The sequence below is a fragment of the Mesorhizobium sp. M0678 genome, assembly GCF_040320505.1.
Taxonomy (GTDB): Bacteria; Pseudomonadota; Alphaproteobacteria; order Rhizobiales; family Rhizobiaceae; genus Mesorhizobium.
Window position 1 is genome coordinate 56755 of record NZ_JAMYPT010000011.1, and the last position, 18277, is coordinate 75031.

22 protein-coding genes are annotated in these 18277 nt (G+C 62.0%); 10 read left to right on the top strand and 12 right to left on the bottom strand.

Features of this window, described 5'->3' with window-relative positions; genetic code table 11:
• Positions 1-77: 77 nt before the first annotated feature.
• Positions 78-935: an alpha/beta hydrolase gene (locus NKI29_RS20355; RefSeq protein WP_023674741.1), complete on the top strand. Its 858-nt coding sequence runs from the start codon at positions 78-80 to the stop codon at positions 933-935.
• Here the strand turns inward: NKI29_RS20355 and NKI29_RS20360 are convergent.
• Positions 932-1981: a DUF1176 domain-containing protein gene (locus NKI29_RS20360; protein ID WP_352570859.1), complete on the bottom strand. Its 1050-nt coding sequence runs from the start codon at positions 1979-1981 to the stop codon at positions 932-934. The two genes, NKI29_RS20355 and NKI29_RS20360, sit on opposite strands and share 4 nt — an antisense overlap.
• A 123-nt stretch (positions 1982-2104) precedes the next feature.
• On the opposite strand from NKI29_RS20360, the gene NKI29_RS20365 reads away from it, so the two are divergent.
• Positions 2105-2611, top strand: a complete 507-nt coding sequence (locus tag NKI29_RS20365) for a DUF1993 domain-containing protein (protein ID WP_023674743.1) — start codon at positions 2105-2107, stop codon at positions 2609-2611.
• Between the two features lie 52 nt (positions 2612-2663).
• Here the strand turns inward: NKI29_RS20365 and NKI29_RS20370 are convergent, their stop codons facing one another.
• On the bottom strand, positions 2664-2828 hold the full coding sequence (locus tag NKI29_RS20370) for a hypothetical protein (protein WP_023674744.1): 165 nt from the start codon (positions 2826-2828) through the stop codon (positions 2664-2666).
• A 32-nt stretch (positions 2829-2860) separates the two neighbouring features.
• Entirely contained in the window at positions 2861-3214 is a 354-nt protein-coding gene (locus NKI29_RS20375) for a hypothetical protein (RefSeq protein WP_352570860.1), read from the bottom strand.
• Here NKI29_RS20375 and NKI29_RS20380 point away from each other — a divergent pair.
• Together NKI29_RS20380 and NKI29_RS20385 are read left to right on the top strand one after the other, a co-directional pair.
• Positions 3213-4280, top strand: coding sequence for an aldo/keto reductase (locus NKI29_RS20380; protein WP_352570861.1), 1068 nt, complete (start codon positions 3213-3215; stop codon positions 4278-4280). The two genes, NKI29_RS20375 and NKI29_RS20380, sit on opposite strands and share 2 nt — an antisense overlap.
• 48 nt (positions 4281-4328) lie before the next feature.
• A complete protein-coding gene (locus NKI29_RS20385; RefSeq protein WP_352797082.1) occupies positions 4329-5594 on the top strand; it encodes a cysteine desulfurase-like protein in 1266 nt (421 codons plus the stop codon).
• Between the two features lie 18 nt (positions 5595-5612).
• Here NKI29_RS20385 and NKI29_RS20390 read toward each other — a convergent pair whose 3' ends face one another.
• The 5 genes from NKI29_RS20390 to NKI29_RS20410 form a co-directional block, all read right to left on the bottom strand.
• Positions 5613-6644 (bottom strand): histone deacetylase family protein, encoded by a 1032-nt coding sequence (locus NKI29_RS20390; protein ID WP_352646807.1) that lies wholly within the window; start codon positions 6642-6644, stop codon positions 5613-5615.
• Positions 6641-7150 carry a GNAT family N-acetyltransferase gene (locus tag NKI29_RS20395; RefSeq protein WP_352797084.1) on the bottom strand — a complete coding sequence of 170 codons (510 nt, stop codon included), beginning with the start codon at positions 7148-7150 and terminating at the stop codon, positions 6641-6643. Before NKI29_RS20395 ends, NKI29_RS20390 begins: the two co-directional genes overlap by 4 nt.
• A gap of 223 nt (positions 7151-7373) precedes the next feature.
• Positions 7374-8303 (bottom strand): 3,5-dioxohexanoate:acetyl-CoA acetone transferase, encoded by a 930-nt coding sequence (gene kce / locus NKI29_RS20400; protein WP_352755254.1) that lies wholly within the window; start codon positions 8301-8303, stop codon positions 7374-7376.
• A gap of 7 nt (positions 8304-8310) precedes the next feature.
• On the bottom strand, positions 8311-9678 hold the full coding sequence (locus NKI29_RS20405) for an aminotransferase family protein (RefSeq protein ID WP_352570863.1): 1368 nt from the start codon (positions 9676-9678) through the stop codon (positions 8311-8313).
• A gap of 1 nt (position 9679) precedes the next feature.
• Positions 9680-11320, bottom strand: coding sequence for a N,N-dimethylformamidase beta subunit family domain-containing protein (locus NKI29_RS20410; protein ID WP_352570864.1), 1641 nt, complete (start codon positions 11318-11320; stop codon positions 9680-9682).
• Between the two features lie 156 nt (positions 11321-11476).
• Here NKI29_RS20410 and NKI29_RS20415 point away from each other — a divergent pair, with 156 nt between their 5' ends.
• The 5 genes from NKI29_RS20415 (at position 11477) to NKI29_RS20435 (ending at position 14240) form a co-directional block, all read left to right on the top strand.
• Entirely contained in the window at positions 11477-11725 is a 249-nt protein-coding gene (locus tag NKI29_RS20415; RefSeq protein WP_352570865.1) for a ParB N-terminal domain-containing protein, read from the top strand.
• Between the two features lie 121 nt (positions 11726-11846).
• Positions 11847-12332 (top strand): SRPBCC family protein, encoded by a 486-nt coding sequence (locus NKI29_RS20420; RefSeq protein ID WP_352797087.1) that lies wholly within the window; start codon positions 11847-11849, stop codon positions 12330-12332.
• Positions 12333-12356: 24 nt separating this feature from the next.
• Positions 12357-13313 carry an alpha/beta fold hydrolase gene (locus NKI29_RS20425; RefSeq protein ID WP_352467289.1) on the top strand — a complete coding sequence of 319 codons (957 nt, stop codon included), beginning with the start codon at positions 12357-12359 and terminating at the stop codon, positions 13311-13313.
• A 196-nt stretch (positions 13314-13509) separates the two neighbouring features.
• A complete protein-coding gene (locus tag NKI29_RS20430; protein ID WP_352797089.1) occupies positions 13510-13908 on the top strand; it encodes a GFA family protein in 399 nt (132 codons plus the stop codon).
• A gap of 119 nt (positions 13909-14027) precedes the next feature.
• Positions 14028-14240, top strand: coding sequence for a hypothetical protein (locus NKI29_RS20435; RefSeq protein ID WP_023674755.1), 213 nt, complete (start codon positions 14028-14030; stop codon positions 14238-14240).
• A 13-nt stretch (positions 14241-14253) separates the two neighbouring features.
• On the opposite strand, the gene NKI29_RS20440 is transcribed toward NKI29_RS20435, so the two are convergent.
• Entirely contained in the window at positions 14254-15168 is a 915-nt protein-coding gene (locus tag NKI29_RS20440) for a hypothetical protein (protein WP_352467290.1), read from the bottom strand.
• Positions 15169-15420: 252 nt separating this feature from the next.
• On the opposite strand from NKI29_RS20440, the gene NKI29_RS20445 reads away from it, so the two are divergent.
• Positions 15421-16440, top strand: coding sequence for a GH25 family lysozyme (locus tag NKI29_RS20445; protein ID WP_352623616.1), 1020 nt, complete (start codon positions 15421-15423; stop codon positions 16438-16440).
• 435 nt (positions 16441-16875) lie between these two features.
• Here the strand turns inward: NKI29_RS20445 and NKI29_RS20450 are convergent, their stop codons facing one another.
• From NKI29_RS20450 to NKI29_RS20460, 3 genes are all read right to left on the bottom strand, one after another.
• Complete coding sequence (locus NKI29_RS20450) at positions 16876-17256, bottom strand: VOC family protein (protein WP_352623614.1); 381 nt, start codon at positions 17254-17256, stop codon at positions 16876-16878.
• A gap of 72 nt (positions 17257-17328) precedes the next feature.
• A complete protein-coding gene (locus NKI29_RS20455; protein ID WP_352623613.1) occupies positions 17329-17535 on the bottom strand; it encodes a type II toxin-antitoxin system HicB family antitoxin in 207 nt (68 codons plus the stop codon).
• 111 nt (positions 17536-17646) lie between these two features.
• A complete protein-coding gene (locus tag NKI29_RS20460; protein ID WP_352797091.1) occupies positions 17647-18270 on the bottom strand; it encodes a hypothetical protein in 624 nt (207 codons plus the stop codon).
• Positions 18271-18277: the final 7 nt, after the last annotated feature.

Consider the following 18277-nt stretch of genomic DNA (forward strand, 5'->3'; position numbering starts at 1 on the left):
AAACGCATGGCTGAGGGATGGTCTTTCGTTCCTGCTTCCGGTTCCGCTTGCCCCCCTCTGGCCTCCCGGCCCTGCTCATGGCGATTCTTTTGCAGCTCTTTTGTGTCGCCTACGCCAACGCTCTCGAACTCAAACCCTTCAAGGACGATCTGTTCGCCTATCCGGTCACACTCTCGTCCGAGAGCAACGGCGCCTATACGGTCGTCGATTATCGTGAGCTGCGCGACATCAACGCTCGTGACGAAGTGCCTGAGCGTCGTGTGCACGCGCAATACACCGACACCGGCGTGCGTAAGGTGCAGCAGGATCTATTGCTGCCGACCGATGCAGGCGATGTCCGCCACATTGCCGTCGGCAAGACCGGGGGCGCCAGCATCATCGTGCTTTATCTGCACGGGCAGGGCGGCAGCCGTAAGCAGGGTGCTGACGATTTCACTTTCGGCGGCAATTTCAACCGTATCAAGAACCTGATGGCCGGTAATGGCGGCCTCTATCTGTCGCCGGATTTTTCCGATTTCGGCGACACCGGTGCCGCCCAGATCGCCGCATTGATCGGCCACTATGCCGAACAGTCGCCGCGCGCAAAAATCTTCGTCGCCTGCGGCTCTATGGGCGGCGCGTTGTGCTGGAAGCTGGCAGGCCGCAAGGACTCCGGCGGGCGCATCGACGGGCTGCTGCTGCTCGGCTCGCTGTGGGACGAGAGTTTCTTCTCAAGCTCCGCATTCAAGCGCCGTGTGCCGGTCTTCTTCGGCCAGGGCAGCAAGGACCCGGTGTTTCCAATCGAGAAACAGGAAGCCTTCTTCCGATCGATTCTGGGCAAATCGAAAGCCTACCCGACCCGCTTTGTCCGCTTCGAGACCGGCACACATGGCACGCCGATCCGCATGACCGACTGGCGGGGCACACTCAACTGGATGTTATCGAAGGTCCCTTAGGGCGCGGTGTTGTAGTCGAGCACGGTCTGCGGGTTGATCTCGCCGTCATAAGAGGCATCGACCTCATACTGCACCAGCGAGAAATTGCCGTGGCGAAACAGGTAGGTGCCGGCCGACGAGGCGTCGCCGACGCCGCGCCACTTGTTCAAGGATGAAATCGTTTTGGTGGCCTCGTCATATTCGGAGTTGACCAACTGGTCGTCAGTCTGGAAGCCGATGATGTTGATGCCCTCGACCTTGCCTTCGCTATTGTTGTTCTCATAGCGAATATCGAGTTCCGGTGACGCGAATTGTAATTGCCGGACGCCCGATACGTCGTCGTAGATGTAATAGACTGCGCTCTCATTGTAGGCGGCCATCGAGCAGAAAAAGCGAAACAGCCGTGTCTCGCGTTCGGGCTCGTTTTCGGCCGCCCCCGCATCCTTGTAGCGGAGCGAGTAGGCGTCCGGCTCTCCTCGCGGATCGCCGCCGGGCATGTCCTTGTCGCACTGGTCGCCATAAGTCGCGGCAAACGCCTTGTTGGCCTGCTCAAGCGCTGCGTCCTTCTTCGGCGGCGGCGGTCCTTCGCCGCAGCTTGCCGGCACGGCATCTTCGAAATCGGCCTTTGAGGGTTTCAGCGCACCCTTGTCGATGAAGATTGCGCGAAATGGCGGTTCCTGGATCGAGGCGTTGATCTGGCGCAGCGTATAGCAGCCGGCAAAGACATTCTCGCTGCCGTCCTTGGCCGTCGCCCGGATGGCGACCGGAACGCTGTAGTAGATGCTGCCGGCAGCCCCGTCTTCGGATACGCCACCGGTTTTGACTTCGACCGTGTCCGTGCCGTCATAGCCTTTGACGAAGGAATTGAAATCCTTGGCCGGCTTGGTGTCGCCGAAATAGTCCCAGGCGCGCGCGAATTCGTGCCGGCTGATGGCACTATAAAGCGACCGGATGACCGCTTCGGCATTCGACCTGTCGTCTATGTAAGGCGCGTCGGCGGCGAGCACCGGTTGGCTGGTAGCGGCAAGGGAGAAAAAAGCGGTCGCTGCGAACAAGGCGCGTCTCATCGGGAACCTCCACTCGATGAAAAATCCTATCATATCGATTGCGGCGGCGTGGTGACGCTTGAACAATCGCCTGCGAAAGCGCTACCTCTCGCCGTGGGCAGTCGGGCCGCGTGGAGATTTCTTGTGACCATATCAATGTATGAAGCATCCGTGCCGGTATTTTCGGCGAGGCTGAAGGCACTAGCCAATGTGCTGAACATTGCCGAGCAAAATGCGGCTGATCGCAAGATCGATCCGCAGGTGTATCTGACGGCGAGGCTGGCGCCGGACATGTTTGCGCTGACCAGGCAGGTACAGATTGCCACCGATCACGCCAAAGGCGCGCCGTCGCGGCTTGCCGGGCGCGAGGTGCCAAAATATGAGGACAATGAGGCGAGCTTCGCTGATCTGCAGGCCCGCCTTGCCAAGACATTGGCTCATCTCGCGACATTTTCGGCGGCCGAATTCGATGGTTCAGATGACAGGATGATCGAACTGCGGCTTGCGGGACGCGAGGTTTCGATGCCGGGAATGCAGTATCTGCTGCATGCCGCCATGCCCAATTTCTATTTCCACCTGACCACCGCCTATGACATCCTGCGTCACAACGGCGTGCCATTGGGCAAGTCGATTTTCCTCGGATTGCGTTGAGATTCGCTCGGGAGATATCCCGGCCGCGCCGGGATATCTCGCTGCGCGCTGTTTAGCGTAGGGACATTTCCCGGGCGATGCGCGGGAAATCGGCCGGCTTGACGCCGATATCGGCGCGATCGGCATTGCTCATCGAATGGAGCAGCGCCAGCGCCGCTCGATAGCGCAGCTGTTCCCGCGGACGCGGACGGGCGAACATTTCAGTGAAGAATCCCATGATTCAAGCCCCTTATTGAACCTCCACGGCCGTCAATATAGGCAGATCATGACAATTGTGCAGTGCAGCATTCGCATGGCAGCCATGCTGCCCTGATCTTTTTTGACATAATTCGGCTGTTCCGGCGAAACTTCTGCGATGCTTCGACCGTAGGCCTCAGTGCCGGCACTTGGCCGGTTTTCCTCGCCATTCCTGGCGAACTTCCGGACTGCATTCACATGCAGTCCGGCTTTTTTGTTAGCCGCACGAAAAAAAGTCCGTTTGCCGGCATCCTGGGAAAGTCGCCTGGCCTGCCGTCGGTGGGCTTGGAAGCGGGCGGCGCTTTCCTGTATGCTATTGCTTCCTCCTCGCGCAGCCGCGCAAAATTCCCGCCGGAGAAACTCCATGCACAAACGCCGTCTCGGCCAGACCGATCTTTTCGTGTCGCAAATCTGCCTCGGATCGATGACCTGGGGCCAGCAGAACACCGAGGCGGACGGTCACGCCCAGATGGATCTGGCGTTTGCTCGCGGTGTCAATTTCATCGACACCGCCGAACTCTATCCGATCCCGCCCAAGGCGGAGACACAAGGCCGTACCGAGACATTCATCGGCAATTGGATGAAGGAGAAGCGCAATCGCGACCAGGTGATCATCGCCTCGAAGGTAGTTGGTCGCACCGCCAACAGTTGGTTTCGCGGCGACCGCCCGTCTAAGCTGGTGCGCGCCGATATCTTCGACGCTATCGATAAGTCACTTGCCAGGCTCAACACCGATTACATCGACCTCTATCAGATCCATTGGCCGGAACGCGACGTGCCGTGGGGCGCCAATCCGAACCGCATCGGCGCCGTACCGCGACGCTCCGATGCCGCCGGCGTGCCGGAAGGCGAGACGCCGATCGCCGAGACGCTTGCCGTATTTGATGAACTGGTGAAGGCCGGCAAGATCCGCCATTTCGGCCTGTCGAACGAGAATTCCTGGGGCGTCATGCGTTTCATCGCCGAAGCCGACAAGGGCCTCGGCCCGCGCGTCGCCTCGCTGCAGAACGCCTATAATTTCGTCAATCGCACCTTCGAGGTGAACCTTGCCGAAGTCTGCGAGCGCGAGCAGGTGTCGCTGCTTGCCTATTCGCCGCTGGCGCAAGGCTATTTGACCGGCAAATACGATCATGGCGCGCGGCCGCAGGGCTCGCGCTCGCAGTTGTTCAACCGCGGCCAGCGCTACGAGACGCCGAATGCTGCCGAGGTGCAGCTCGAATACAACCGGTTGGCGCGCACCTTCGGCATGGAGCCGGCGCTGTTTGCCAATGCCTATGTCTCGAACCGGCCCTTGGTCACCTCGAACATCATCGGCGCCACCACCATTTCGCAACTCGAAATGGCGCTCTCTTCCGCCGACGTGGTCTGGACCGAGGACATGCAGAAAGCCGTTGATGCGATCCACCAGCGCGTCGGCAATCCGTGCCCTTGATGCGTCGGGACGCGGTTGTCCGATCGTCATAAGGAGAGGGGAACAGCCATGGACTTCCGGATCGACGCGGTGCGCGCGAAATTTCCGGCCTTGTCGCTGACCGACAAGGGCCGCCGGCGCATCTATCTCGACAATCCTGCCGGCACGCAGGTGCCGCAGTCGGTGGGGGACGCAGTATCGCGTTGCTTGCTGACCACGAATACCAACCTCGGCGGCTTCTTCGAGACCACCGTTGCAGCACAAGACATCGGGGACGAGGCCCATCTGGCGATGGCGGATTTTCTCGGCGCTGCGAGCCCGCAGGAAATTATCATCGGTGCCAACATGACGACATTGACCTACCACATGTCGCGAACGCTCGGCCGCACGGTGAAGCCCGGGGACGAGATCATCCTCACCCGCATGGACCATGAGGGCAACGTCTCACCCTGGCTGCAACTGGCCGAAGACCTTGGCCTTGTGGTGCGCTGGCTGCCTTTCGACCAGCAGAGCTGGCAGATCGAGGAGGCGGCGCTCGCCGCGCTGCTTTCCGAGAGGACGCGGCTCGTCGCGCTCAACTACGCCAGCAATCTCACCGGGTCGATCAACCGGGTGAAGGCGTTGACCGGCATCGCCAGGCGGGCTGGTGCGTTGGTCTACGTCGATGCCGTCCAGTTCGCGCCGCATGGCCTGATCGACGTCCAAAACCTCGGCTGCGATTTCCTGATCTGCTCGGCTTACAAGTTCTTCGGCCCTCATATGGGAATTTTGTGGGGCAGGCTGGACGTTATCGATGCGCTTAAGCCGTATAAATGCCGTTGCTCGTCCAATGCCTTGCCGGAGCGCTTCGAGCTCGGCACGCCGCAAATTGAATTGATGGCCGGCCTGTCGGCGGCTGTCGATTATTTTGCCGAGTTGGGCGCGGCAGCCGGCGCGCAAGGATCGCGTCGGCTGAAAATCGCCAAGGCCTTCGAAGTTTCAATCGCTTACGAGAACCCGCTGGCGCAACAGCTGATCGACGGTCTGTCGGATATTGCCGGCCTGACCATCCACGGCATCACCGATCCGAAGCGGATCAATGAGCGTGTGCCGACGGTGTCGTTCACTGTCGAAGGCATCGTGCCGGAGACGATCGTGCGGCAGATGAATGCCGAAAACATCTTCCTGTGGTCCGGCCACAACTACGCCTGGGAGATCGTCCACCAGCTCGGCATTCCGGCCGAGCAGGGGGTGGTGCGCATCGGAATCGCTCATTACAACACTTCAGCCGAAATCGACGAGACGCTGGAGAGCGTGCACCGCGTTGTCGCCATGCTGAGGCAGGAACGATCCTGAGCGGCCCTCGCGGGCGGATCATCGCTTGTGGGCGCCGCCAAAACCGGTGAGGAAGGCGGTGAGATTGTCGCCGAGCTCGTCGCAGAGATAGCCGCCTTCCTGGACGATGACCGTTGGCAGGCCGAGCCCGGCGATCACCTCGCCAATGCGCGAAAAACCAGGCGTGCTCACCGACAGCCCGCCGAACGGATCGCCTTCGAAGGCATCTAGCCCCAGCGCCACCACAAGCGCATCGGGCGAGAAGGCGTTGATGCGCTGGAACGATGCCTCCAGCGCTTCGAGGAACGCTGCATCGCCGGATTTGCGCGGCAGCGGCAGGTTGAGATTGTAGCCGAGGCCGGCGCCTTCGCCGCGCTCGTCGCCATAGCCCCAGAAAAACGGGTAGAAGCGCACCGGGTCGGCATGCAGCGACACGGTGAGCACGTCCGGCCGGGCATAGAAGATGCCTTGCGTGCCGTTGCCGTGGTGCAGGTCGACATCGAGGATCGCCACCCGCGCCGCCTGCTTGCGCAGAACCTGTGCAGCGACCGCCGAATTGTTGATGAAGCAGAAGCCGCCGGCGACATCGGCAAAGGCGTGATGGCCGGGCGGCCGGCACAGCGCATAGGCGGCCGGCGCTCCCGACATCACCGCCTCGGCGGTTTCAACCGCGCTCCAGGCGCTCCAAAGCGCGCTCTGCCACGTCTCGCTGGAGATCGGGCAGGCGGTGTCGGCCATGTGGTAGCCGGCCTGGCCGACCGCCGAGGCCGGATAGGAGCCGTTCCGCGCGATCGGATGGATATTGGGGATGACCTCGGCCGAGGCGCCCTCGATGCGCTGCCAGCGCGCGAAGATATGCTGGAGAAAATCGAGATATTCCGGCGTATGCACCGCCGCAATCGGGCCGAGCCCGTGATCCCGCGGCCGTTCGATCGTGCAGCCGGCAGCCTTGGTGCCGGCTAACAATCGCTCGACCCGTTCCGGCTTTTCCGGATTGGGCTGCGGCGCGCCGCTTGAGAGGAACGCCTTCGGGTCGTGGCGCTTCTGTTCTTCGGCATAGAAGGCTTTCATGTTGGCTCCTCCGGTGCATCGGCAAAGGCGAAAAAGGCGTCGCCGACGATCTTCTGCACCTGCTCGTAGCTCGACCAGCCAATGCCTAACCGTTCGTAAAAAGCCTTGGCGGTCTTGTTGTCGGTGTTGACGGACAGCCTGAGATAGACGCCGCCTGCCTTCCGGCACTGCGCCGCCACCCGGCGCAGCAGGCGCTCGCCGATCCTGCGGCCACGAAAACGGTCCTCGACATAGAGGTCCTGCACATAGACGCCGGGCCGTCCCATCCATGTCGAGAAGATCGGAAAATACAGGCAAAGCCCGGCAAATTCGCCACCGACTTCGGCGATCAAGGTCGAGAAGGCAGGCTTTTCGCCAAAGCCATAGGTGCGGAGATCCTGAGCTGTCGAGGTGATCTCCTGATGTGCGCCGACATGCGCGCCGAGCCGTAGGAGTGCGGCGTGGATGGTTTCGACGTCCTCGACGGTCCCGGGCCGGATGTTGATCTCGGGCAAAGCGACAGTCACTGGAGGTACGATGCCAAGGCACCCCCCTCTGGCCTGCCGGCCATCTCCCCCTCAAGGGGGGAGATCGGATCACCTCCGCGTTCGCCAATCTCCAACGCTGAAAAAGGGGCAGGACGGCGAAGCTGCCAATCTCCCCCCTTGAGGGGGAGATGCCAAGTAGTGGTAAAGAGGGCAGGACAGAGGGGGGTGGGCCGGGAGCCAAACATTTCAGATTGCCTTCCCCTCAGAACGCCACGCGGTCGCCGCCCTTGAGCGCCAGCATCTGCCGTGCCTCGGCCGGCGTTGCGACGTCCAGCGACAGCCCTTCCAGCACGCTGCGGATACGGCGGACGTGGTCGGCATTGGACTTGGCGAGCTGGCGCCCGTCGTAGAGGCTGTCCTCCAGCCCGACGCGGACGTTGCCGCCCATTGCCGCCGCAATCGAGATCATCGGCATCTGGTGGCGTCCGGCGGCCAGCACCGAAAACCGGTAGCTCTCGCCGAACAGTTTGTCGGCGATGCGCTTCATGTGGACCAGGTTTTCTGGATCGGCGCCGATACCACCCAATATGCCGAACACGAATTGGATGAACAATGGTCCCGACACCAGCCCGCGGTCGCGGAAATGCGCAAGCGAATAGAGATGGCCGACATCGTAGCACTCGAATTCGAAACGCGTGCCACAGCCGCGCCCGAGCTTTTCCAGCACCGTCTCCATATCGGCAAAGGTGTTCTTGAAGATCGTGTCACGGGTAGCCTCGAGCAGCTTCGGCTCCCATTCGTGCTGCCATTCTCGCGGCCGCTCGAGCATCGGGAACAGCGCAAAATTCATCGAACCCATATTGAGCGAACACATTTCCGGCTCGGCCCTGAGCGGCGCGGCCAGCCGCTGGTCGAGCGTCATCAGCGACGATCCGCCGGTGGTGATGTTGATCACCGCATCGGTCGCCTGCTTGATGCGCGGCAGGAACTGCATGAACACCTCGGGGTCGGCGGTCGGCCGCCCGTCGCTGGGGTCGCGGGCGTGAAGATGCAGGATCGCGGCGCCGGCTTCGGCGGCGGCGATCGCGTCTGCGGCGATCTGGTCCGGCGTCACTGGCAGATGTGGCGACATCGATGGCGTGTGCACCGACCCGGTGACGGCACAGGTGATAATGACTTTGCGCGGTGCCATGGTCGCCTCAACCTTCGACCGGCAGGTCGAGCTCGCTGGCCAGCACCTCGAGCGAGTCGCCGATGATGGATACGATCTCGCCGATCTGCGCGGCGGTGACGATCATCGGCGGGGCGACCATGAAATTGTCGCCGTCGACACCGCCCTTGACCTTGCGTCCGTAGATGATCAGGCCGCGCTCGTAGGCGAGGTCGAGCAGCCGCTGGGTGGCCTTCTTTGCCGGCTCGATCGGCCTCAGCGTTTCTGGGTCGGCGACCATTTCGGCACCGGTCAGCAGGCCCTTGCCGCGGATGTCGGCGATGAACGGAAACCGCTTCGCCAATCCCTTCAGCTCGTCCATCAAAAGCTCGCCCATGACAGCCGCGTTGGCGATCAGGCCGAGACGGTCCATCTCGCCGAGCACGGCGAGCCCGGCGGCGCAGGCGAGCGGATTGCCGGCATAGGTATGGCCGTGCTGGAAGCCGCCCGACGCGAGCAATGGCTGCACCAGCCGCATCGGTGCCGCCAGCGCGCCGAGCGGCGCGTAGCCAGAGCCCAGCCCCTTCGACAGCGCGACGATGTCGGGCTTGCAGTTCCAGTGGTCGCCGCCGAGGAATTTTCCGGTGCGGCCGGCACCGCTCATCACTTCGTCATGGATGAGCAGGATGCCGTAGCGATCGCAGATCTCGCGGATGCGCGGATAGTAGCTGTCCGGCGCCACCAGTGCTGCCGTGGCAGCGCCGCCGACTGGCTCCATGATGAAGGCGAGCACGCTCTGCGGTCCCTCGGCGAGGATCTTTTCCTCCAGCATGTCGGCGTAGCGGATGCCGCGCTGTTCCATCGAAAGATTGTCGCGGTCGCGCCAGGCGATGGGCGCCGGCACGGTCGGCATCATCTGCATCATCGGCACAAATGTTTCGGACAGCGCATCGTCGCCGGTGACGGCGAGCGCGCCGAGCGTGCCGCCATGATAGGACGGAAAGCGCGTGATCACCTTCCAGCGGCTGGGCTGACCGGTGGCGACCGCCCACTGCCGCGCCAGCTTGACGCAGGATTCCGTTGCTTCCGAGCCGCCGGAGACGAAAAAGATGCGGTCCAGGCCTTCGGGGAGTTTGGCCGCCAGCTGCCGCGCGAGCTCCTCTGCCGGTTCGTTCTCGAAATGCAGGCGGTAGGCGAAGGTGGCGCGGTCCATCTGCCGTTTCATCGCGTCGAGCACGTTGCGATTGGAGTGGCCGATATTGGCGACCATCGGGCCGCTCGATCCGTCGATGAAGCGGCGGCCATCCTGCGTCCACATGTAGATGCCTTCGGCGCGGTCGATCAGCGGCCGGCGCACGCTGGATAGATAAAACAGATGCGAGGCTTCGCGAGTTTCCGGGGCAGGAGACTTCAACATGTCATGGCTTTCCAAGATAGCGGTCGAGGACATTTCTGGTGACGCGCTCGACCATCGCATCCTGCCTTAGCAGGCCGGCAATCCATTCGCAGCTTCCGGCGTGAAACACCTCGCCTTTGCCGCGCGGGAAATTGACGATCATGCCGTTGCCGCGTTTGACCTTGTCGAGGTTGGCATCGCTTGCCTCGCCGAACAGCGTCTCGGCGGTGAAGCGTCCGTCCTCGTCGCCGAGAAACTGGTCCTCGAACGCAATGTCGGCGCTTTCCTCGACCTGGCTCGCCATGCCGACGGCCAGCACTTGCAGCCCGTCCGGTGCACCGCTGTCGGGCTTGGGGTAGGGCAGGCCGCCGCGGATCTCGAAATCGAGCCCGTCGACCTCGTAACCATAGACATGGCTGTCGGCGCCGAGCAGATCGCCATAGTAGATGCCGGTGCCGGCAAACGCCCAATGCTCCGGCCGGTAGACCGGAAAGCCGCGCACGCCGCGCGGCGCGCAGCCGCCCCAGCCGGCATAGACGCCTCTTGTCGCGTTGAGGCCGAAGGTCGCCGCACCCGGCCGGCCGATTTCCGGCGCTTCCCAGGAATTGGTGGCGCGCCTCATATCGCCGCCGCGATAGGCCGGGTCGTCGGCGCGAGCGCGGTATTTGTAGCAGACCTGCCGGCGGCCTTCGTCCTCCAGCCTGGTCTGCCACATGAAATTGCCGGCAAAGCGCGCCGCATGACCGCCGCGCTCGACATAGGTGTCGACCGCATCGCGCATTTCCCAGGTCCAATATTCGTCGTGGCCGACGAAGACGACGCAGTCATAGCCGTCGAGAATGTCGGGCGAAAAATGCAGATCGTGCTGGCTGGCGAGATCGACGGCGTAGCCGGCACGCTCGGCGAAGCGGAAGAAATGGCTGTCGTAGCTTGCCCAGCCGGCTGAGGCGTATTTCTTCGAATGGCCGGTGGCAAAGGCCCATTCCATGTGCGGATAGCGCGGCACGGTTTTCGGCGGCACCGCGACTTCGAGCGGCACGCGCGGCGCATCCTTGGGCAGCACGACGAAGCCGCGGCACCAAGGCCGCTGCGTCGACACCATTCGTGCATATTGGTCCCGGCCTGGCCCGGTGATGCCTTCGTAATGGTTGGAACCGCCCCATGTATTGTAGGCGAGCCAGGTGCCGGTGGCCGCCACCTGCAGCACACGGCCAGGCTTCTTGCCGGGCTGCGGCGCGACGATAAAAAGATGGTGGCAGCGGATCGGCTTGCCGTCCCGGCCATCTGCCGTCAGCGTCACGCGATAGGCGCCGGACGGCCAGTCGTCGCCGATGCGAAACTCGAACGACGCTTGCCAGCCGCAGCCTTCGACCGAACATTGGTCCGGCGTATCTTGCCAGCGCGCCGCGATTCCGGTCCCTTCGAACATTGTCGTTTCCGCGCCGCCGTCGCGGATGATCGCGATGCCGAAACTGGCGGCCGTCGAACTGACATGCAGTGCCACCATGTCGCCAGGACGGTAGGAAAAACGGTCGCTGTAGCACCAGATTTCGCCGCGCCTGCCATCCATACCGGGCCATTCCCAGTAATGGCTGCGCACCGCCTGGCGTCGCTGCTCCGGCGTCAGTCCGAAATCGGGAAACTCGGTCGGCAAATGGTTCATGAACACCGCTAAGGTCGAAGGCCGCCATTTCGGCCATCCGCCGGCCAAGCGTCAATTGGAAACGATCGGGCCAGCCATTGCCGGGCTGCTCCCTTGGCCTTGCCGGCCAAACAGACTATCTCACAAAGGGCGGCCTTGTCCGCCACGGGAGCCGATATGCTGAGAGTGCAAAAGGTCAGGGTCAACGATATCTACGTGCCGACGGCGCGCAAGAAGACGCTGCATCCCGAGACTGTCCGCAATCTGGCCGAGGACATTCTGGAAAACGGCATGAAGATGCCGATCCAGGTGCGCCATGACGGCAAGCGCCATATCCTGGTCGAAGGGTTGCATCGGCTGGAAGCCGCCAAGTGGCTCGGCGAGACCGAGATCGACGCCTATCTGGTGCAAGCCAAGCGCCACTGAAGCCACTTATTTCCGTCGTTCGAATCTCCTGTCCCGCGGATTTTTTCGCGGACCGTGTCGGCTTGCGTCTTGTCGGTTCGTCCTAGACACGGAAGCCAAAACCGACATGTGAGGAAACATCATGACCACCAAGCTCGACGTCGCCCCCAACTCCGACCGCGAGCTGGTTCTCGCCCGCATCATCGATGCGCCGCACGAGAACGTCTATCGCTGCTGGACCGAGCCAAAGCTGTTGACGCAATGGTTCTCGCCGAAGCCGTGGACGACGCCGCACGCCGAAATGGATGTGCGGACCGGTGGCTCCACCCTTGTCGTCATGGCCGATCCCGACGGCAAGGAGTTCCCGAATCCAGGCATCTTCCTCGAAGTCGTACCGGGCAAAAAGCTCGTCTTCACCGATGCCTATACGAAGGCGTGGGAGCCGTCCGAAAAGCCGTTCATGACGGTCATGCTGACCTTCGAGGACGAGGGCGAGGGCAAGACCCGTTACATTGCCCGCGTCGCGCATTGGTCGGTCGCCGACCGCGAACAGCACGAGAAAATGGGTTTTCACGACGGCTGGGGCCAGTGCGCCGAACAGCTCGAGGAGGTCGCACAGCGACTTTGATGCAAACGGGAGAGGGAGACTGACGTGTCCAGATCGGTATTTTTCGCCATTTTCGCCTCGGCCGCCGCGCTGTTTGCCGCGCCGGGCACCATCAACGCAGAGGAGGCCAAGCCCGCCATGACGACCGCAACCGCAACACTGCCGACGCCGGAAAAATCCGGCCTGCTGCCGATCAACGGCCTGAACTATTATTACGCCGTCTACGGCAAGGGCGAGCCGCTGCTTCTGCTGCATGGCGGCCTCGGCACGACCGACATGTTCGCGCCGATCCTGCCAAAACTTGCCGAAGACCGCACCGTCATCGGCGTTGACCTGCAGGGCCATGGCCGCACCGCACTCGGCGACCGGCCGCTCAGCCTGGAGGCGATGGGCGACGACATGGCGGCGATCGTCAAGGCACTCGGCTACGACAAGGTCGACGTCATGGGTTATTCGCTGGGTGGCGGCGTCGCCTTCCGCATGGCCGTCCAGCAGCCTGAAGCGGTGCGCCGCCTGGTGCTGGTCTCGACCGGCTATGCCGCGGACGGCTTCTATGCCGAGATGCGTGGCCAGCAGGCACAGGTCGGCGCGGCGATGGCCGACATGATGAAGGACACGCCGATGTACAAATCCTACGTCGCGGTTGCGCCGCATCCGGAGGATTTTCCGAAACTGCTCGATCAACTTGGCGCCTATATGCGCAAGGACTACGATTATTCCGCCGACGTGCCGAAGCTGAAAATGCCGGTGATGCTGGTGTTCGGCGACAGCGATATGTACCGGCCCGAGCACGAGATCAAATTCTTCCAGATGCTCGGCGGCGGATTGAAGGACGCCGGCTGGATGCGCGAGAACCTGTCGCAGAACCGCCTGGCGATCGTGCCGAACCGCACCCACTACGATGTGTTCTTCGCGCCGGAACTGACAGCTGCCGCGCTGCCGTTCCTCAATGGCCAGACCAAGGTCAAGACCTGGGACGAGGTCGTCAACGAAACGAACTGACGCCCAGTCAATTGTCTGCCGGCCGTCTTCCGCGAGATGGCCGGCATTTCGCCCATGGGGCCTTGGCCCGGCGCATCGGCCAATCGTGTATTGGCCGCATCACAGCTATAGATGGCGCCATCAAAGCTTTTCAATTGACGCTGCCACGCCTATCGATAGGTATGCCGCCTATCCTCACAGGGCAGGGACGCGGGTGATGGCAAGATATCAGGGCGGGTGTTTGTGCGGCGCGGTGCGCTACCGCGCCGAGGCGGCACCGATCAATGAGCGCGTCTGCCATTGCCGGTTGTGCCAGAAGGCGTTGGGTGCCGCCTTCAACGCGCGCGTGCTGTTCCGCATCGATGATGTGACGGTCGACGGACCGCTGGCGGCGGTGAATTCCTCGCCCGATCTCAAGCGCGGCTTTTGCCCGCGCTGCGGCACGACGATGTTTTCCCGGCGCGATTCCGCCGGCATTATCGGCATCACCACCGGCTCGCTCGATGATCCCTCGTTGTTCAGGCCTGAGATGCATATCTGGACCGCCTCGAAGCAGCCCTGGGTGCAGATCGACGACGGCCTGCCGCAGTTTGAAGGCGCGCCACCTCCGGCTTGAGGTGGAATCTGGACAAAATTTAATCCGAAGCGACACGAGATAGCCGGCAAAGCGTCATTGGCGGGCCATCATTGCTGCCTATCTATCGGCGTGCGGGCAGGCAGTCGAGGAGGCGACGGATGAACGACAGCATCAACACCCTGGATGAACTCTTGAGCGATCCGATGATCAAGCTGGTAATGGAGCGCGACCGCGTGCAACCGGCACAACTTCGCACGTTGCTCGAAGAAAAGGTCCGCCGGGTAGACGATGATGCGCCGGTCAACGATCGCTTTGTACCGCCGGCCCACCTGATGGCCACGACCTGTCACAAGCTGTGGTTGTGCAGCTAGGGTCTTGAAGCGGTCAGCCGGAATTTGCCGGCAAATAGCTGTAATGGCTGCGGAAATAGGCAAGCTTGAAGCCGAGGCGTGCATAGTTGCGGTAGGCTGGCCCGTCACGTTCGGCTCGCGGCGCCTCGATATCGGCCACGAACAGTTTTGCACCGGCCGCAAGTCCGTCGCGCACCATCGCTTCGCCGAGCATTGCATCGAGGTCGAAGCTCGGCGCCATGATGCCGGGCACCGGCGCGTCGATGCCGCTCCAGGCCATGCCGTCGGCGCCGATGAACATCGAGCGCACCGCCACCACCGCGTCTTCCCGCCGCAGCATGTAATGATGCCAGCCGCGTCGGCCGGCCAGCGCCAGCAACCACGGTGAGGTCGGCAACCGATATTGGCTGTCGATGAACCCAGCCCATTCCCTTGCCGTTGCCGGCGTCACCCGCTCGACCGAGACATCCTCCGTCGGGAAAAGCGGCTCAGCGGGCAATGGCGTGGCGTCGCGAAAGATGCGTTCCCAGCCGCCCTGACGTTGCAGGCCGCGCGCCTCGAGCCAGCAGCTGAGCGTCGCGGGCTCGGTGTGTGGGTTGGTGTAGAACCAGGGCCGCAGAATGCCGGCGTCGCGATAATGCGCCAGAAGCGCGTCGAGCCGGCTCTCGGTGGCCGCGCTCTCGACGCCGAAATTTTTGACACAGTTGAAATGGATGAACGGGATCGTCGTGCAGGTGGTCCAGACGAGATCGCCATCTTCGGCGATGGCAAGGCCTTGCCTTGCGGCAAAGTCTGACGGCGCGGCGCGATAGAGGTCGAGCCACGCATTGACCTCGGCGCGTTCGATGGCGCGACTGAGGTTGCGAGGTATCTCGTCGACGCCGATGGCGGGCGAGCGTGGCTCCGGCGGGATTGCGGGCTGCAATTCCGACAGGGCGGCGGGCTGCATGACTTCCTCCCAAGTATGAACTTACACTGTAAGATTAGTGGAGACTAATCTCATGCCGTGCGTTGTCAAGCCGAGGCAGCGACGTGGGCGAACATTGGAGGGATAGCACACCTCCGCCCGGCCAACGTCTCGCTGCAAAGCCCTAACAATTCGATTCAAACTTTGTTGGTAGTTTCTTGTTAGGAATCCAGCTTGGTTTGTCCGGCGGCGTTGTCCTGCCTTCGGTCTGTTGTGTTTTGCGTACAGGTCCAGATGCGGTTATCAGGCGTCGTCATCTTTTCGATCGCAGCGCTGTGCCTTGCCGGCTGCACATCGACATCCGGCGTCGATGCGCTGCAAGTGCCGTCCAGCGAGACGACCAGCTCGGTTGTGCGGCCGCCCGCGCCGGTGGCATCTGCTGCGAAAACTGATGCTGCGCCCGCCTTCGCGGAACAGGAGCAGGACGAACAGCCGGTCGCCATGGCGGAGCCCGACCAAAGCGTCGAGCCGCCGGCCGAGGTGATCGCGCTGGTATCGCCGCCGAGGCGGCTGACACGCGCAGCGCCAGCAATGCTTGCCGAGCCGGTCACGCGCTATGGTTTTCGCGATGCCAAGCCGATCAATTTCGGCAAGGCATCCTCGCCGAGGCGTCTCGCCGTCCACGGCGTCGACGTCTCGCGCTGGCAGGGCAATGTGAACTGGGGAAAGCTGCGTGCCCAGGGCGCCAATTTCGCCTACATCAAGGCGACTGACGGGGGCGATCATCTCGACCCGATGTTTACCAGGAACTGGCGCAGTGCCGATGCCGCCGGCCTGAAACGCGGCGCCTATCATTTCTTCTACTGGTGCCGGACCGCCGGCGAGCAGGCCGACTGGTTCATCCGCAACGTGCCGAGGGTCGAGGGTGCGCTGCCGCCGGTGATCGACGTCGAGTGGAACGGCGACTCCAGCTGCAAGCGCCGCCCATCGCGGCAAAAGGTGCTGGAGAAGATGCAGGTGTTCATGGACAAGCTCGAGCGCTACTACGGCCAGCGCCCGATCATCTACACCGCGCCTGACTTTTACCGTGACAACCTGCGCGGCGCATTTTTGGATTACCCGTTCTGGCTGCGCGCCGTGGCCGCCCACCCGTCAAAGGTCTATCCCGGGCGCAAATGGCTGTTCTGGCAATATTCCGGCTCCGGCCTGTCGCACGGGGTGAGGGGCCGCATCGACCTCAACGTGTTCCGTGGCGATGAGCGCGCCTGGCGCGACTGGACTGGCGGACGGCAGATGGTGGCCGAGGCGGAATGAGGGCGGTCGCGCCTATTCCAGCTTTGGTGATTTAGCCGAAGCCTCTCCGCGGTCGTCATCCTAGGGCGGAGCAGGAGCGAAGCGACGTCGCGGAGACCCTAGGATCCATGCCGTGATGGTCGCCTAAGAATGCAGCGATGCAGAACGAGTGCCGGTGCCTCCTCTGCTCTGCCGGACATTCGTCGCTCGGAAAGCCAAGCAATGGCTTCCGCTCCTCGCTCCCATCCACGAGATTGGCAGCGCCCTTTCACGACGTCGAAGATTGGCGAAGCCGGTCTCTCTGGGGGAAATGCCCGGCAGGGCGCTGTCCCGCCGGCGTTTCGCACCTTCTGCACTGCCGCGCTGCTCGGAAGGCACGGCATGGATCCTAGGGTCTCCGCGACGTCACTTCGCTCCTGCTCCGCCCTAGGATGACGACGAGAGGATTGCCCCTCGTCATTCCGTCACTGGCTCATTGAGCATGGCTTCAATGTTGTAGCCATCGGGATCAAGTACAAAACAGGCATAGTAATTCTCTGCATATTCCGGACGCGGGCCGGGTACACCATTGTCTGCGCCACCTGCGTCGAGGGCAGCTCGATAGAACGCGTCAACCGCTGCCCTGCCATTTACCCGGAAAGCGACGTGCACACGGGTCAGCGGTGGTTTGCTGTCCGAATGTTGAATCTCGAACAAGCTGCCGCTGCCGACATCAAAAGCCCAAAACACCCCCTGCTTACCAAAGGAAAGGCGATATCCCAAAGGTCCAAAAGCTCTTTCGTAGAAGAGTTTGCTCTTCTGCAGATCGCTCACTGCAACCGTTATGTGATCAATCATTCCGCACCATCGCGGGACTCTGACACTCGAAGCGGGACGCCGCAACCCTGCAGCACCACATTTTGCCCGGCTCTATGCCTCTACATATTCCGCCAGACTAACAGCCTTGGGCACATCCAGCCCATCGGCGCGCAAGCCTTCGATATGAAAGCGTATTGCGTCGCGAATTTCGACCTCAACCTCAGGCACCGTCGCAGCGGTGGCGATGCAGCCGGGCAGATCCGGCACATAAGCGGAAAAATTGTTTCCGGCTTTTTCAATCACCACCGCGTAACGCATGTCATCGCTCCTTTAGGCGGACTGCCGGCCACGGCGACGAAGGGGCTGGCGGCATTGACGCGATAGACGGCAATTGCTGGCAGAAGCAATTGGGCGGCTATCTTGGCGTCGTTAGCTCGGGTAGCGCATCCCATGCCAGGTTTCGCCGGGGTCCTTCGGGATCAGCTTCGGGCGCCACGTTATCGAGGAAGTCGGATCTAGCCCCTTTGAAAGCGTCGCATCTGCTCGTTCTAGAAGGTAGTCTGGTGACTCGCCGATAGACGCCCTGCCTTCCCAAAGAGAGCCGCTCTCGAACTGATGGAATTGGATGCGAAATACCGGCCAACTTTTCTTCTTCGCGCGCATTAGCTGGGTGGCCTGATTGTACTCGCGCGATGCATAGATATGCATACAGTGGTAAAGAATGGTGTCAATCGAGGTGCGTCCTGAGAAGATCGTTATGAATTCGACTCCATTTGTGGAGGTCTTAGATAGGATCCAGCAATTTTTTATTATTGAGTATTGGCGATTAAAGTAGGAACGAAACAGGTAAATTTGACACAAGATAAACTCTTGGCCAGTTGTTCTATCTTGAAAATACTTTTCGATCTCGCGTTCTATTTCTATTTTCGACGCGCCTGAACGGATCGCGTTTGAAATGGCAGTAAGTGCTCGGCGTTCGTCGTTTGGGTGTACGGCGAAAGGGGCGCTGTCAAAGGCAAACGCCCCCTTCAATTGTCTACGCCAGTCGGCCATCGAAGAT